At 61.3% G+C, this 11,926-nt stretch carries 11 protein-coding genes; 7 read left to right on the forward strand and 4 right to left on the reverse strand.

What is annotated here, in order from left to right:
* Window positions 1-93: 93 nt before the first annotated feature.
* A complete protein-coding gene (locus ACA060_RS06465; protein ID WP_109628352.1) occupies window positions 94-1,113 on the reverse strand; it encodes a DUF4917 family protein in 1,020 nt (339 codons plus the stop codon).
* Window positions 1,114-1,269: 156 nt separating this feature from the next.
* Here ACA060_RS06465 and yiaY point away from each other — a divergent pair, with 156 nt between their 5' ends.
* On the forward strand, window positions 1,270-2,418 hold the full coding sequence (gene yiaY / locus ACA060_RS06470) for an L-threonine dehydrogenase (RefSeq protein ID WP_497316145.1): 1,149 nt from the start codon (window positions 1,270-1,272) through the stop codon (window positions 2,416-2,418).
* Here yiaY and ACA060_RS06475 read toward each other — a convergent pair.
* Both ACA060_RS06475 and ACA060_RS06480 read right to left on the reverse strand, forming a co-directional pair.
* Window positions 2,415-3,581, reverse strand: coding sequence for a multidrug effflux MFS transporter (locus tag ACA060_RS06475; protein ID WP_497316147.1), 1,167 nt, complete (start codon window positions 3,579-3,581; stop codon window positions 2,415-2,417). The genes yiaY and ACA060_RS06475 overlap by 4 nt on opposite strands.
* Window positions 3,582-3,599: 18 nt before the next feature.
* Complete coding sequence (locus ACA060_RS06480; protein ID WP_497316149.1) at window positions 3,600-4,832, reverse strand: 8-amino-7-oxononanoate synthase family protein; 1,233 nt, start codon at window positions 4,830-4,832, stop codon at window positions 3,600-3,602.
* A gap of 202 nt (window positions 4,833-5,034) precedes the next feature.
* Here ACA060_RS06480 and ACA060_RS06485 point away from each other — a divergent pair, with 202 nt between their 5' ends.
* From ACA060_RS06485 to ACA060_RS06500, 4 genes are all read left to right on the forward strand, one after another.
* Window positions 5,035-5,943, forward strand: coding sequence for a LysR family transcriptional regulator (locus tag ACA060_RS06485; protein WP_109628356.1), 909 nt, complete (start codon window positions 5,035-5,037; stop codon window positions 5,941-5,943).
* A 240-nt stretch (window positions 5,944-6,183) separates the two neighbouring features.
* Window positions 6,184-7,377, forward strand: a complete 1,194-nt coding sequence (locus ACA060_RS06490; RefSeq protein ID WP_497316151.1) for a CaiB/BaiF CoA transferase family protein — start codon at window positions 6,184-6,186, stop codon at window positions 7,375-7,377.
* Window positions 7,374-8,312 carry a hydroxymethylglutaryl-CoA lyase gene (locus ACA060_RS06495; RefSeq protein WP_497316153.1) on the forward strand — a complete coding sequence of 313 codons (939 nt, stop codon included), beginning with the start codon at window positions 7,374-7,376 and terminating at the stop codon, window positions 8,310-8,312. The genes ACA060_RS06490 and ACA060_RS06495 overlap by 4 nt, the downstream gene beginning before the upstream one ends.
* A gap of 166 nt (window positions 8,313-8,478) precedes the next feature.
* On the forward strand, window positions 8,479-9,810 hold the full coding sequence (locus tag ACA060_RS06500; protein ID WP_497316155.1) for an MFS transporter: 1,332 nt from the start codon (window positions 8,479-8,481) through the stop codon (window positions 9,808-9,810).
* Between the two features lie 120 nt (window positions 9,811-9,930).
* Here the strand turns inward: ACA060_RS06500 and ACA060_RS06505 are convergent, their stop codons facing one another.
* On the reverse strand, window positions 9,931-10,419 hold the full coding sequence (locus ACA060_RS06505; RefSeq protein ID WP_497316157.1) for a DMT family transporter: 489 nt from the start codon (window positions 10,417-10,419) through the stop codon (window positions 9,931-9,933).
* A gap of 77 nt (window positions 10,420-10,496) precedes the next feature.
* On the opposite strand from ACA060_RS06505, the gene ACA060_RS06510 reads away from it, so the two are divergent.
* Together ACA060_RS06510 and fos are read left to right on the forward strand one after the other, a co-directional pair.
* A complete protein-coding gene (locus ACA060_RS06510) occupies window positions 10,497-11,438 on the forward strand; it encodes a LysR substrate-binding domain-containing protein (RefSeq protein ID WP_497316159.1) in 942 nt (313 codons plus the stop codon).
* A gap of 10 nt (window positions 11,439-11,448) precedes the next feature.
* Window positions 11,449-11,886 (forward strand): fosfomycin resistance glutathione transferase, encoded by a 438-nt coding sequence (fos, locus tag ACA060_RS06515; RefSeq protein ID WP_497316161.1) that lies wholly within the window; start codon window positions 11,449-11,451, stop codon window positions 11,884-11,886.
* Window positions 11,887-11,926: the final 40 nt, after the last annotated feature.

The following is an 11,926-nucleotide window of genomic DNA, read 5'->3' on the forward strand; positions in this document are numbered from 1 at the left end:
CTCCCACAGGGACTGGGGTGTCCACAAAATATGTGAACACCGCTAATCCTTGTGGGAGCGGGCTTGCCCGCGATGACGTCAGCCGCGTCGCCGCTAAACCTCAACCGGTACGGTCAGCTTCGGACTGCCAAGCGCATGCGTCTTCGAATCAAAAAACCGCAACTCTGACCCTGTCCCTTCAAACACCTTCGCGTAATGCCGCTTCTGATGCTGGATAAACGCCTTGCTGCGCGGGTAAATCGAGATCGCCACCACCTTCGGTTGCGCCTGGCGCAACGCGTGGATGATGTGGCTGTCCTGCTCACCCAAGGCATGCCCGAACAGGCACAACCCGTCGCCATGACTCAGTAACTGGTCGTAGCAAAACGACAGATAATCCGAGCTGCGAATGGTCTTGAGTTTGTCCTGCGTTGGCCCTTCGTTGACGAACAGCGGCACATCATCCAGCGTCTTGATGGTGTTGTTGATGGCGAAACTACCCAGCAACGTGCCCTCGGTCGACATCAGCTTGCGTGCCGTGCCGTCCTGATTGCGCACCAGGTGCAGGCCGCCGTGCAGATACAGCAAACGGGTCTTATCGGTCGCCGTGGCGCTCAAGTCAAAACCCGGTTCGGTGCCCTGGAACAGGTCGGTGATTGCGTCTGGCTGATGCTGGATCGCCCAGTAGTTGATCAAGTCGTAATTGGTGGTGAACACCGTCCGGTAACGGCCCAGTTCCTGACTGATGGTCGCCAGGGTCGAAGGCACCACCAGCCTCCAGGGGATGTGCACCGCGTGGACCGTGTTGATCAGCGCTTCCTTGATCGCGTAGTAGCGATTGCGCGGCGCGGCGGAGCTGACGGCCAGGGCCTTGTTGACCCGGCTGGTGGTTTTCAGCGCGCTCAGCACCTGCTCGAAGCTGCGCGTCTGCATGGCGTCGAACACGCTCAGCTCGGACTGGCTCAGGGGTTTTTCTTCGACGGTGCGGGCGTTTTCGAACAGCGAGTCATAGCCGAAGTCGTCCCACACCGCGCGGCTGGCGCCGTTGCCCACCAATAGGCCGCTGAACGAGGCGGTGGCGCGCAAGGCGTTCCAGTCTTCAAGTTGGGCATCAACATCCTGGAAATCGGTCATTGCGGTTCAAAGTCTCAAAGCAAGTGGTCTGATGGGCGGCGACTTTATCACGACGCAGACTTGAGCCAGATCAAGTTACTGCGTAGCCGATAGGTCGATCCTGTGCGCATCCGCCGGATCGGCACCACCGATTCGGCCCAGCCAGGAGAATCGCTCATGAGCAGCACGTTTTTCATTCCCGCCGTTAACATCATGGGCAACGGATGCCTGGACGAAGCCATGTCCGCCATTGGCAAGTACGGCTTTCGCAAGGCGCTGATCGTCACCGACACTGGGCTGGCCAAGGCCGGCGTGGCGAAGATGATTGCCGAGAAGCTGGCGATGCAAGACATCGACTCGGTGATCTTCGACGGCGCCAAACCGAACCCGAGCATGGCCAACGTCGAGCGCGGCCTGGGCCTGCTCAAGGAAAGTCGTTGTGATTTCGTGGTGTCGCTCGGCGGCGGTTCGCCCCATGACTGCGCCAAGGGCATCGCATTGTGTGCGACCAACGGCGGGCAGATCCGTGACTATGAAGGCGTCGACCGGTCCACCAAACCACAGTTGCCGCTGATCGCGATCAACACCACCGCCGGCACCGCCAGCGAGATGACCCGTTTTTGCATCATCACCGACGAATCGCGCCACGTGAAAATGGCCATCGTCGACCGCAACGTCACACCGTTGCTGTCGGTCAACGACCCCGTGCTGATGGTCGCCATGCCCAAGGGCCTGACCGCTGCCACCGGCATGGACGCGCTGACTCACGCTATCGAAGCCTACGTGTCCACTGCGGCCGACCCGATCACCGATGCCTGCGCACTGAAGGCGATCACGTTGATCAGCAGCAACCTGCGCCTGGCCGTGCGCGACGGCAGCGACATGGCCGCACGGGAAAACATGGCTTACGCACAATTCCTCGCCGGCATGGCGTTCAACAACGCCTCCCTGGGTTATGTCCACGCCATGGCTCACCAGTTGGGCGGGTTCTATGACTTGCCTCATGGCGTTTGCAATGCGGTGTTGCTGCCCCACGTACAAAGTTTCAATGCGCTGGTGTGCGCGCCGCGCCTGATGGATGTGGCCCACGCGATGGGTGCCGATACCCGTGGCCTAAGCCCGGAAGAAGGTGCTCAAGCGGCCATCTTGGCGATCCGCAGCCTGTCCAGAGACGTGGACATTCCCGCCGGTTTGCGTGAACTCGGCGCCAAGCTCAACGACATCCCGATACTCGCCACCAACGCGCTGAAAGACGCCTGCGGCCTGACCAATCCACGGGTGGCGGATCAGCGCCAGATCGAGGAAATTTTCCGCAGCGCGTTCTAGTCGGTTTGACGACCGCGCGCGAGCATCACGCAGAGCATCGCGCCCAAGGCCAGCAAGGTGCAAAACAGGGACAGTGGCCACGCCTGCTGGCTTGCGATCAGGCTGGCGACCCCGCCGATGATGGCCGCCATCAGTTGGTGAATGAAACCGCTCAACGCCATCGCATAAGCCCCGCAGACCGGCGAACCGTCATTGGCCAGGGCCAGGCTGATCGGGTAGTTCAAAGACTGCCCGAACACCGCAAAGCAGTAAGGCAACCAGAACAGCAGCGCAACGGATGTGCCCGCGAGACTGCCCAGCAACATCACCGCGCAGCCGCCCAACACCAGACCCACGCCCGCAGTCATCAGCGAGCGTTGACCGGTGCGTAGCACGAAGGCATTGACCCCCACGGCCCCCAGAAAATAGGCCGCGCTGATCGGCCAGCCCAATAGCCCGTACTCCACGGCTGACCAGTTGAAGGGGCCTTGCAGAATCAGCGGCGCCGCCGTATTGAAGGCAATGATTACCCCATAACCGAGGCCGCCGGTGAGTGCCGGCAACAGGAAGGCTCGATCACGCAGAATGCGCCAGTAGTTCGGCCAGGCGGACGACTGAACAGGCGCCTCGTCCAGCACCGGGAACGTGACCCGCGCCACCACCATCGCCATCAACAGACTCACGCCACCCAACAGATAGAAAATCGCCGGCCAGCCCAGCGCCACCTGGATGATCGACCCCAGATACTGGCCGATCCCCAACGCCACGACAAAAGAAATCGAGATCCAGGACAGCGCCTTGGCCAGCAGGTCACCGCGGAAACTGTCGCGGATCAGCACCCGCGCCATGACCGAAATTCCGCTGGCGCCAATCCCCTGCACCAGTCGCCATAACAGGAACGATTCAAGTGTCTGACTCAAGGGCAGGGCCAGGTTTGCCAACCCGTAGATCCCGAGTGCCGTGAGCAACACCGGTTTGCGGCCAAGGCGCTGACCCAGGCTGCCCCAGAACAGCATCGGCAGCGCCATGCCGATCAGGTACACCGCCAAGCCCCAGGACACCTGCGAAGCCTCGGCGGACAGATCCCGGGCAATGTCCGGCAGCGCCGGCAGGTAAATGCTCATGCCCAGTTGGGCGAGAAACACCGTGCTGCAGGTGACGAGGAGGGTGGTGCTGCTCTTCATTGAATCTTCCTTGGGGTTCTAGCCAATGTCCCTGGCGTGGGTACGTAAAAGCTCGGTGACGAGGTTGCAAAAGTGTCGGATCAGCGTCGGTTCCATGTCAGCGCGCAGCGTGATTCTGATAGCGGCCTTGCCTTGTGCGACCACAGGGAAAAAGACGGCCGAGGTAAAGAAACCAAGATTGGCCAGTTCGATGGCGATGCTGTTGGCCAGCGCTGCTTCACCGCAGCGGATCAGTCGAATCGCCATGTTGCTGGCGTGTTGTTCGGTGCGTATCAGGCTGTCAAAGAGTCGGATATTACTCTGGAGTTTTTCCTGCAGCGCGGCAAATTCCGGTGTGCGGTGAAGCTCGATGGAGGCTCTGCCTGCACCGATCGCGGCGCTGTTGAGGCTTTGCGACCAATTACTGGGGCCTCCGTAACGCGCAATGAGTTTCCTTTGCCGTTCACTGCCCAGCATCACCAATCCGCCGCTGGCACCGAACGACTTGGCCAGCGACGCAACGATCAGGCAGTGATCATCCAGGACAGGCAGTCTTGGACGCACGAGTCCGACGCCGAACCTGCCTACGGCGGAGAGGGCGTGGGAATCGTCCAGATAGAGAAACAGCCCATAACGGTCTTTCAGGTATAAAAGGCTGTCCATGTCACTGACCCCGCCCATGCTGTAAGCCCCGTCGGCCACATAGGCGACTTTGGGGTGTTTTTTACACAGGTCTTCGAGGTAATCCATGTCGTTGTGTGGGCAGGTCACCACTCGGGTTTCGTCCGCGCACGTGGCTTTCAGGTGGTTCATCGAGTAATGCGCCAGTTTGTCGAACGCCATGACGGGAGGACGGTTTTGCGTGAACTCGCCGCTGGCCAGCAACGGAAGGATCCCGGCACTCGCCGCGCTACACGACAGGGTGCTCAGGCAAGGGGCGCCGAACAACTCGGACAGCTCGGTTTCGTACTGCTCCAGGACCGCCAGTTTGCAGCGGTTCTTCGAATTGGCGATGCGCAGCGTGCCGATTTCCCACAAGGTGTTCATGGCGCCGTCAAGCAGGGCGGGATGGTGGTCCAGTCCAAGATAAGAGGTGGTGCAGAAGTGATGAAACGCCCGTCCGTACTGGTCCACCAACCGGTTTGCGCTTTTGACCTCGACATTCAGGCCTGCGACTTTTCCGTTTTCAGCCGTTTCCCAATCGTGATCGGCCAACGAGATGACTTTTCGGTAGTTGGTGAAGGTGTTTGTCGCATGAGTGGTCTGGTCCATATGAACGTGTCTTTCCTTGAGTGATGTAGCCGTCCGTGTGTGTTTCCAGACTTTACAGAGTGCGGCGGGGGCATTGAATCGGCCGTTTCCTGTTCGGTTGAGTGTTACAAGAGATTTATGTGTAGGGCGATGGCCTGTGATGTTGTGGGCCAAAACCGGGCTATCCTGCCGGCTCAGCCGAACTGAAGTCATCGAGCCCTCCATGCTGCAAAAAAGCCTGATCCGCCGCCTCGACCTGATCACCCTCCAGCTGTTTGTCGCCGTCCATGAAGAAGGCACCCTGACCCGTGCCGCAACGCGCGAAGCCATCGCGGTGTCGGCGGCCAGCAAGCGGCTGATGGAGTTGGAAGAGGCGCTGGGCATCAGTCTGTTCGTGCGCCAGGCCAAAGGCATGACCCTGACGCCGGCCGGTGAAACCCTGCTGCACCATGCCCGGCAGATGTTGTTCAACGTCGAGAAAATGGGCATGGAACTGGGCGAGCACAGCCACGGCGTGCGCGGTTATGTGCGGATGCTCGCCAACTTGTCGGCGATCATTCAGTTCTTGCCCGAAGACCTGCGGGGTTTTTCCGAGCGCCATCCCCAGGTCAAGACCGACCTCGAAGAACGGCCCAGCAGTGGGGTGATTCAGGGCGTGCTCGATGGCGTAGCGGACCTCGGGATCTGTTCCAGTGACAGCGACGTCAAAGGCCTGCACAGCGTGCTGTATCGCCAGGACAAACTGGTGGTGTTGATGCTGCCCGATCATCCGTTGGCGAGTCGTTCCAGCCTGGCCTTTGCCGATACGCTAGAGAGCGATTACGTCGGACTGCACTCTGCCAGTTCGATCAACATGCGCACCCACGCGGCGGCGCGCAAGGCCGGCAAAGTGCTGCGGTTGCGGATTCATGTGCCGGGTTTTGATGCGATGTGCCGGATGGTCCAGGCCAACATGGGCATCGGTATCCTGCCGCAAAAGGCCTATGAACTGTTTGGACGGGCGTTGGGGTTACATGCGGTGCCGTTGACGGATGACTGGTCGGATCGGGCGCTCATTTTGGTGGTGCGTGATGAAGCAGCGTTGTCGCCGGTGAGCCGGATGTTGTTTGAGCAGTTGCGTGGGGTTGTCTGACGGTTCTCGATCGGCTGGGCCGGCCCCTTCGCGAGCAAGCCCGCTCCCACAGGGATTTGTGTCACGTCGCAGATCAACGGTGGGAGCGGGCTTGCTCGCGAAGACTGACCTGAGGCCGCGGTCATTTCCGGGAGCGTTCGCGTTTCGCGAACGAACGTTGCCAACTGAAGGTTGGATTCATCGCCCCCGGGTCCTCTAGCCTTGGCTCATATTCCAAGAACAACATAGAGGTACCCCGCGATGACTGCCCCCTTGAGTGCAATCAAAGTGATCGAGATCGGCACGCTGATCGCCGCGCCGTTCGCCGCGCGCATGCTCGCCGAGTTCGGCGCCGAAGTGATCAAGATCGAAGCCATGGGCCAGGGCGACCCGCTGCGCAAATGGCGCAAGTTGCATGAAGGCACCTCGCTCTGGTGGTACCTGCAATCGCGCAACAAGAAGTCCCTGGCGCTCAATCTGAAATCCGCCGAAGGCATCGAACTGGTCAAGCAACTGGCGACCAGCGCCGACGTGCTGATCGAAAACCTGCGCCCTGGCGCTTTGGAAAAACTCGGTCTGGGCTGGGACGTGTTGCACGCCCTCAACCCCAACCTGACGCTGGTGCGCATTTCCGGTTATGGCCAGACCGGCCCGTACCGCGACCGTCCGGGTTTCGGCGCCATCGGCGAGGCCATGGGCGGGATCCGCTACACCACCGGCAATCCCGATTCGCCTCCGGCGCGGGTCGGCGTCAGCCTCGGCGATTCCCTGGCGTCGCTGCACGCGGTGATCGGTGCCTTGATGTCGCTGCTGCGGGTCAAGACCGGGCAGGGCGGTGGACAAGTGGTCGATGTGTCCCTGGCTGAAAGCGTGTTCAACGTCATGGAAAGCCTGGTGCCGGAATACGACATGCTCGGCCATGTGCGTGAGCGCAGCGGCGGTGCCTTGCCCGGCATCGCGCCGTCCAACACTTACCTGACGGCTGACGGCGCCTACGTGGTGATCGCCGGCAACAGCGACCCGATCTACAAGCGTTTGATGGAAGTGGTCGGTCGTCGCGATCTGGCCGACGCGCCGGAGTTTGCTCATAACGACGGTCGTGCATTGAAAAGTAACGTGCTTGATGCGGCGATCACTCACTGGACCAGCAGCCTGCCGATCAATGAAGTGTTGTCGGCGCTGGAAGCCGCCGAAGTACCGGCCGGGCGCATCTATTCCGTCGCCGACATCGTCGCCGATCCGCACTATCAGGCGCGGGACATGCTACTCAGCGCCGACCTGCCTGGCGGCGCCACGGTGAAGATGCCGGGCATCGTGCCGAAAATGTCCGAGACCCCCGGCGGCGTGAACTGGTCCGGACCGAGTCTGGGCCAGCACACCGACGGCATTCTCGCGGGGCTGGGCCTTACGGCGCTGGACATCGAACGGCTGAAAGCCGAAGGGGTGGTGCAATGATCACTGATTTTTCCGAGACCCTGATCGTTCAGGAAGTCTCCCCCCGCGACGGCTTGCAGATCGAGCCGACCTGGGTCGAAACCGTCGACAAGATCGCCCTGATCGATCAGCTCTCGCTGGCGGGTTTCAGCCGCATCGAGGCCGGCTCGTTCGTGTCGCCCAAGGCCATTCCGGCGCTGCGCGATGGCGAGTTGGTGTTCAAAGGCATTACCCGGCAACCGGGGGTGATCTACGTCGCGTTGATCCCCAACCTCAAGGGCGCACAACGGGCGCTGGCAACCCGGGCCGATGAGCTGAACCTGGTGATGTCCGCCAGCCAGACCCACAACCTGGCGAACATGCGCATGCGTTGCGAAGACTCGTTGGCTGCATTTGGCGAGATTGTGCAATACGTTGGTGGCACGTCGGTGCGACTCAACGGCAGCATCGCCACCACTTTCGGTTGTCCGTTTGAAGGCAAGATCGATGAGGATCGCGTGCTGCAAATCGTCGAGGCCTACCAGGAGCTTGGAATCCAGGGCATTACCCTGGCCGACACCACCGGCATGGCCAATCCGCGCCAGGTTGATCGCTTGGTACGACGGGTGTTGCAGCGGGTTTCGCCTGCTGATCTGACCCTGCATTTCCACAACACCCGAGGCCTCGGTTTGTGCAACGTGCTGGCCGCTTACGAGGCCGGCGCCCGACGCTTCGACGCGGCCCTCGGCGGTCTCGGCGGCTGCCCGTTCGCTCCGGGCGCCTCGGGCAATATCTGCACTGAAGACCTGGTCAACCTGTGCGATGAAATCGGCATTCACACCGGCATCGACCTGCCGCTGTTGCTGAAGTTGTCCCGAGGCTTGCCGGCACTGCTGGGCCACGAAGTGCCTGGTCAACTGGCCAAGGCCGGACGCAACTGTGATTTGCACCCGACCCCGTCCTTACTCACCAAATAATCACTGTAGGAGCGAGGCTTGCCCGCGAAGGCGATCTGCCATTCAGCAGCGGTGAGACCTGACACATCGCCTTCGCGGGCAAGCCTCGCTCCTACAGAAAGCAGCATCTCAACCAGACAACAAAAACAATCGGACACCCAAGGGAAGTCCGCCTGGAGATAGCACCATGAGCCTCAATGTACTGGAGGCGGGCGCGAGCCCGTCCGTTAACCACGACGAAGAAAAAGCCCTGGTCAGCAAGGTCGCTTGGCGCCTGATGCCGCTGATCATGGTCTGCTACCTGTTCGCCTTTTTCGACCGCATCAACATCAGCTTCGCCAAGTTCCAGCTGCAGACCGACCTGAGCCTGAGCGACACTGCTTACGGCCTCGGCGCCGGCCTGTTCGTGGTCGGTTACGTGATCTTCGAAGTGCCGAGCAACATGATGCTGTACAAGGTCGGCGCCCGGCGCTGGATCGCCCGGATCATGATGTCCTGGGGCCTCGCCACCGCCGCGATGGTCTTCGTCAACAGCGAATGGCAGTTCTACGCGCTGCGCTTCGTGATCGGCGCGATGGAAGCCGGTTTTGCCCCCGGCGTGCTGTATTACCTGACGCTGTGGTTCCCGCAGCACTATCGCGGTCGCATCACCTCGATGCTGTTCCTGTCGTCGGCGTTTGCCGGTCTGGTCGGTGCACCGTTCTCCGGGTTGGTGCTGCAACACCTCGACGGCTTTATGGACATGCGCGGCTGGCACTGGCTGTTCCTGCTGGGCGGCGTGCCCTGCATTGGCCTTGGTTTGCTGGTGCTGACCTTGCTCAAGGACCGCATCGAAGACGCCCACTGGCTGACGCCGTCGGAGAAAACCCTGCTGGCCAGCCGCATTGCGCACCATGAACCGCACAAGAGCGGCGGCTCGCTGCTCGCCGCGTTGCGGATCCCGGGATTCCTGACCTTGGGGCTGATCTACTTCCTGATTCAGGTGGCGTCCTACGGCTTGAATTTCTGGGCGCCGCAACTGATCCGCAGTGCCGGCACCGAGAGCCCGGTGATGATCGGCTTGCTGACCGCCATTCCTTACATCTGCGGCGCCATCAGCATGGTGGTGATCGGGCGGCTGTCCGACTCGACCGGGGAGCGGCGCAAGTTTGTCGCGGGGCTGGTGGCGGTGGGTGCGGTAGGTTTCTTCTGCGCCGGGATCTTCGCCAACCACACGACCTTCCTGATTGTCGCGCTGGGCTTGCTTGGTGCCGGGATCATCGCGTCCATCCCAAGCTTCTGGACCCTGCCGCCAAAACTGCTGGCCGGTGCCGGCGCCGGGGCTGCTGGCGGGATCGCGGTGATCAACACCCTCGGCCAGTTCGGCGGCATCGTCAGCCCGGTCATGGTCGGGCGGATCAAGGACCTGACTGGCAGCACTACCCCGGCGCTGTATGTCATTGCTGTCTGCGCGTTGATCGCCGTTGCGCTGCTGCTGTGGGGGTTGCCGCAGAAGCTGCGCACGCTCGACAAGTTCTGAATCTGCGGTGCTGTTCAGGCCGCCTTCGCGAGCAAGCCCGCTCCCACACTCGATCTGTGCCACGCCGCCGATCAACTGTCGGAGCGGGCTTGCTCGCGAAGGCGGCCTGACAGTCCCCGCTCAACCCGCCGCCACCAACCCCTTCGCCGATGTGGCACTGAACTGAATCAACGCCACCCCCGCTATCAACAAAACTGCCCCCAACACCCGCGGCAAGGTCATCTGCCGCTCCACCAGCCCAAAAAGCCCAAAGTGATCCAGCACCAGCGAAGCCACCACCTGTCCCGCCAGCGCCAACGCAATAAACCCCGACGCCCCAAGCTTGGGCAGCAGCATCAGCGCCAACGAAATAAAACACACCCCGAACGCACCACCGGCCCACATCCACAACGGCGCCTTGCTGATGAACGCCATTGACGGAAGCGGCAAGCGCAACGCCAACATGATCGGCAACAACACCACGATACTCACCAGCAACGACGCGAGCGTCGCCCACAACGGATGACCCAACCCACGCGTGAGGTTGGCGTTGATCGCACTCTGAAACGGCACCACTGCCCCGGCCACCACGGCCAGCAGCAACAGCCCGGCCCAATGCAACGTACTCATGCTCATTCTCCAACAGGTTTTGCTGGACTCTAGAGTATTCGTCGCGCAGATTTAAATTCCAAATGGCTATGCAGAACATGCATCAGATGAATGATCTACGGCGAATCGACCTCAACCTGCTGGTAATCCTCGACGTCTTGCTCAGCGAGCAGCACGTCACCCGGGCAGCCGAGCGCTTGCACCTGAGCCAACCGGCGGTCAGTCATGCCTTGGCGAGGTTGCGCGACTTGCTGGGCGATCCTCTTCTGGTGCGTGCGGGCGCCACGCTCGTACCCACCCCGCGAGCCCTGGAGTTGATCGCGCCTTTGGCCGAAGCACTCGCTCAAGTGCAATCCCTGCTGGCGCCAAACGCCTTCGACCCGGCCACGGCCAAGCGTACGTTTCGTCTGGCGATGTCCGACTATGGCGCCGCCATCGTCCTGCCGGGGCTGATTCGGACGTTGCGCCGGGAAGCGCCGGGCATCGACCTGCAAATCAGCCACGCCAGCCGCGAAGGCATGCTCGATGCGGTACTCAACGGGGACATAGACGTCGCGGCGGGTGTCTTTCCAGAACTGCCGAATGAGGTGCGTAGTACTCCGCTTTTCGAAGAGCACTACGCCTGCCTCGTGGACCGCAACAGCTTGCCCGCCAATGGCGTGCTCGACTTGCCGACCTACCTCGCGCGGCCACACGTCCTGCTGGAAATGCGCGGCAGCGGCACCCCGGAAATCGAGCGAGCCCTGACGACGTTGCGCGAACGCCGTCGCGTCGCGATCAGCCTGCCGCACTGGAGCGTCGCCCCGGAATTCATCAGCGGCACAGACTTGATCCTTACCGTTGCTTCACGTGGACTGCGCGAGATTGATGAGCGCTCGTTGATCGTGGTTGCGCCGCCGTTTCATATTCCGTCGTTTACGTTTGTGCTGGTCTGGCACAAGCGGCGAGGCGGGGATCAGGCGTTGAACTGGTTGAATGGGCGGATTGGGGAGGGGATAGTGCGTAGCGATCTTACTACCGGCCCATCAAATAACCGTTGAGGTAAACAAATTGCTCACTGGCCTCAACCACCTGACCCTCGCCGTCACCGACCTGGACCGCAGCGTGGCGTTCTATCGAGACCTGCTGCAACTACGCCTCGAAGCTTCTTGGGACACGGGCGCCTATCTCTCGTTACCGGGTTTGTGGCTGTGCCTATCCGTTGATCCGCTGCGCAACTCGGAACCCGCCGCCGACTACAGCCATTACGCGTTCACCATCAGCGCGATGGATTTCCCTGTGTTCGTCGAACACCTGCGATCCGCCAACGTGCAGGAATGGCGCGACAACCGCAGCGAAGGCGCGTCCTTCTATTTCCTCGACCCGGACGGCCACAAGCTCGAAGCCCACGTTGGGGACCTGGCGTCCCGGCTGGCAGCCTGCCGCGAGCGTCCGTACGCGGGAATGAAGTTCTTCGACGATCAGTCAGTCGTTATTCCCGGGACCTGATATAGACTTGCGCCCATTCACCGAATAGTTAAAAGGTTTT

This window comes from Pseudomonas sp. LBUM1671 (assembly GCF_059695685.1).

Excerpts from the sequence above, each read along its gene's own strand:
- ACA060_RS06465 (WP_109628352.1), bottom strand. The coding sequence starts at position 1,113 with ATGACCGATTTCCAGGATGTTGATGCCCAACTTGAAGACTGGAACGCC.
- yiaY (WP_497316145.1), top strand. The coding sequence starts at position 1,270 with ATGAGCAGCACGTTTTTCATTCCCGCCGTTAACATCATGGGCAACGGA.
- ACA060_RS06475 (WP_497316147.1), bottom strand. The coding sequence starts at position 3,581 with ATGAAGAGCAGCACCACCCTCCTCGTCACCTGCAGCACGGTGTTTCTC.
- ACA060_RS06480 (WP_497316149.1), bottom strand. The coding sequence starts at position 4,832 with ATGGACCAGACCACTCATGCGACAAACACCTTCACCAACTACCGAAAA.
- ACA060_RS06485 (WP_109628356.1), top strand. The coding sequence starts at position 5,035 with ATGCTGCAAAAAAGCCTGATCCGCCGCCTCGACCTGATCACCCTCCAG.
- ACA060_RS06490 (WP_497316151.1), top strand. The coding sequence starts at position 6,184 with ATGACTGCCCCCTTGAGTGCAATCAAAGTGATCGAGATCGGCACGCTG.
- ACA060_RS06495 (WP_497316153.1), top strand. The coding sequence starts at position 7,374 with ATGATCACTGATTTTTCCGAGACCCTGATCGTTCAGGAAGTCTCCCCC.
- ACA060_RS06500 (WP_497316155.1), top strand. The coding sequence starts at position 8,479 with ATGAGCCTCAATGTACTGGAGGCGGGCGCGAGCCCGTCCGTTAACCAC.
- ACA060_RS06505 (WP_497316157.1), bottom strand. The coding sequence starts at position 10,419 with ATGAGTACGTTGCATTGGGCCGGGCTGTTGCTGCTGGCCGTGGTGGCC.
- ACA060_RS06510 (WP_497316159.1), top strand. The coding sequence starts at position 10,497 with ATGCATCAGATGAATGATCTACGGCGAATCGACCTCAACCTGCTGGTA.